We start from the raw sequence: 2,233 nt of genomic DNA, 5'->3' as shown, positions 1-2,233 counted from the left end.
GCCTTGATCCCTGGAACACGTCTCAACTCCTTTTCATCCGACGCCATCCTCGGCGGCCCGTCACGAGCCGTCAAGAAACCCCATGGCTCATTGCTTCTGAACGTTCAGCTTCTCTATCAAGGCCGACGTTTCCACGACGTCTTTCCGAACGAATGACGCAAACTCAGCAGGATTCTTGAAGTATGGCTCGGTACCATCTGCCTGAAGCCGTTCTGTCACCTGTGGGTCCTTCATGGTCTTCGCCAAGGCGGCGGAGATCTTCTCCACCACGTCTCGCGGCGTACCGGCGGGCGCAAAGAGCCCCAGCCAGTAGTAGTAGCTGAACCCCGGCAAGCCTTGTTCTGCGATCGTCGGGACGTTCGGAAGGAGCTTCAGACGTTCTTGCGATGTGACGGCCAGCGCCCTCAGCTTTCCACCTCCCAGATTGGACGCGCTACTGCCATATGCATCAACCATGAAGCTCACGCGCCCAGCAATTACGTCGGGCATCGCCGCCCCGTTCCCCTTGTACGGGATGTGGAGCATTTGTACACCCGCTTGCTTCAGCATCATTTCCGCCGCGATATGCGTCGTCGTTCCGATGCCGGCCGACGCGTAGCTGATCGCACCGCGACTCGCCTTTGCGCCTTTGAGTACATCGGCCAGCGTCTTGTACTCGGTCCCTGCACCCGTAACCACCACGGCCGGCGAGCGGACCATCGAAGCGACTGACACAAAGTCCTTCATCGCGTCAATGCCAGTCTCGCGGGAGAGGGCATGCTGGATTGAAAGCGTCCCTCCGGTCGACATCAACGTATATCCATCCGCAGCCTCCGCCTTCGTATAGCGGATACCCACCAAACCGCCACCGCCAGGCCTGTTCTCCACTACGACGGGTTGCCCAAGCTCTTGTCCGAGTCGCTGAGCAACGATCCGAGTCGTAATATCACCCCACCCTCCGGCTGAGACGGGGACGACCACCTTGATCGGGTGCGAAGGATATGATTCAGACCCGTGGGCCAGCGGAAGCGAGCAGAACGTTAATGCGACCAGGGCAGCTTGCTGCAATTTGCAAACAGTTGTCATTCTTGTCTCCAATATTTTTATCTCGCGCCGCACGTGCCTGCTACGGTCTACCAGGGCAAAGGGCGTCAATAAGTCTCCGCACATCCGGCAGCGTCTCCAATGTGCGGATGACTTCGAAGGATTCCGATATCTGCTGCGCGGTCAAGCCACCGTGCGGCATCAACGATCGGTACTTGCTTTCAATTTCAAGCCAGGTGATTCCGCGTACTGCGGCGCCCTTTGGGTATCGGACGTGCTCTTCGATGGTCTCTCCGTCCACCGTTTCGATGCGAACGATTGCACCACTCTTGTACTTGGCCTTATCCGCGACCTCGGCATCCTCACGGAAGACTTTGTCGAGTGTGAACTCGATCCTTCGGATGTTCATGACATCTAGGTTGCCCCGACGTGCCGCATTGGCTGATGCCTCGGCAACAGCATGAAACGGCGACCCACCCGGCACTAGCTTGATACCTAGTTCCGTGAGGATGCACCATTTGTCTCCCAGATGACCAATAACATTGTCAGCCTGCACTCCGGCGCCGAGGGTCTCGAAGAAGCCTCGTTTCATTTCGAAAGTGCCAAGTTCAGCGGTGTAGCCCAAGTGCGCGGCCAACGCACCGTTGACGCCCATCATCGCGGCGTTTCCTGCGTGGTATTCCCGCGCTAAGCTGGTTGCGGCAGCAGCATGAAGTCCTCCCATAGAGGTCGCCGCCAACGCCATGGCATGGCCAGCCGCATCCGCGTCTAGCCTTAGTAGACGTGCAGCCGCGGCGGCGGCAGCGAACGTGGCCACTACGCATCCGTGGAAGCCCTTGCGTTGTAGACCTCCGATCATGGCGGTGTTGATGTTCCCGGCCACTTCGTAGCCGAGAACCACCGCAGCGACCACCTCTTCCCCTGTTGCACCGACCTTCTCCCCGACAGCAATCGCCGCGGCACAGGCTTGCGTGCCACTGTGCACGATGTTACGCAGGTCACYGTCATCGGAGGCGRCAGCATCGCTCATCAGTGCATTGATTCTTGCGGCGGCAACGACGGGGAGAGACCCCCAGTTGGCGAACCACGCGGTCGACTCGGGCGATCCTCCACRGTTGGTCTCCAGGGCTCGAACAATCTTGCTCGAGTCCAGCGTCGAGCCAAGTGCCGCGCTTGCCAACGTGCTGGCGACCAGCATCTTCCCGTACTC

General features: G+C 59.2%; 2 protein-coding genes. Both read right to left on the bottom strand.

Going from position 1 to position 2,233, the window contains the following annotated elements:
- Nucleotides 1–87: 87 nt before the first annotated feature.
- Nucleotides 88–1,134, bottom strand: coding sequence for a Bug family tripartite tricarboxylate transporter substrate binding protein (locus tag AC1DPR_RS31865; protein ID WP_477818010.1), 1,047 nt, complete (start codon nt 1,132–1,134; stop codon nt 88–90).
- The coding region (locus AC1DPR_RS31860; RefSeq protein WP_477818009.1) for an MmgE/PrpD family protein at nt 1,106–2,233 on the bottom strand (1,128 nt) is incomplete at its 5' end. The genes AC1DPR_RS31865 and AC1DPR_RS31860, both read right to left, overlap by 29 nt.

It is taken from the genome of Rhizobium sp. 01T417 (assembly GCF_056398905.1).
This window is presented reverse-complemented; position numbering and strand designations above follow the sequence as displayed.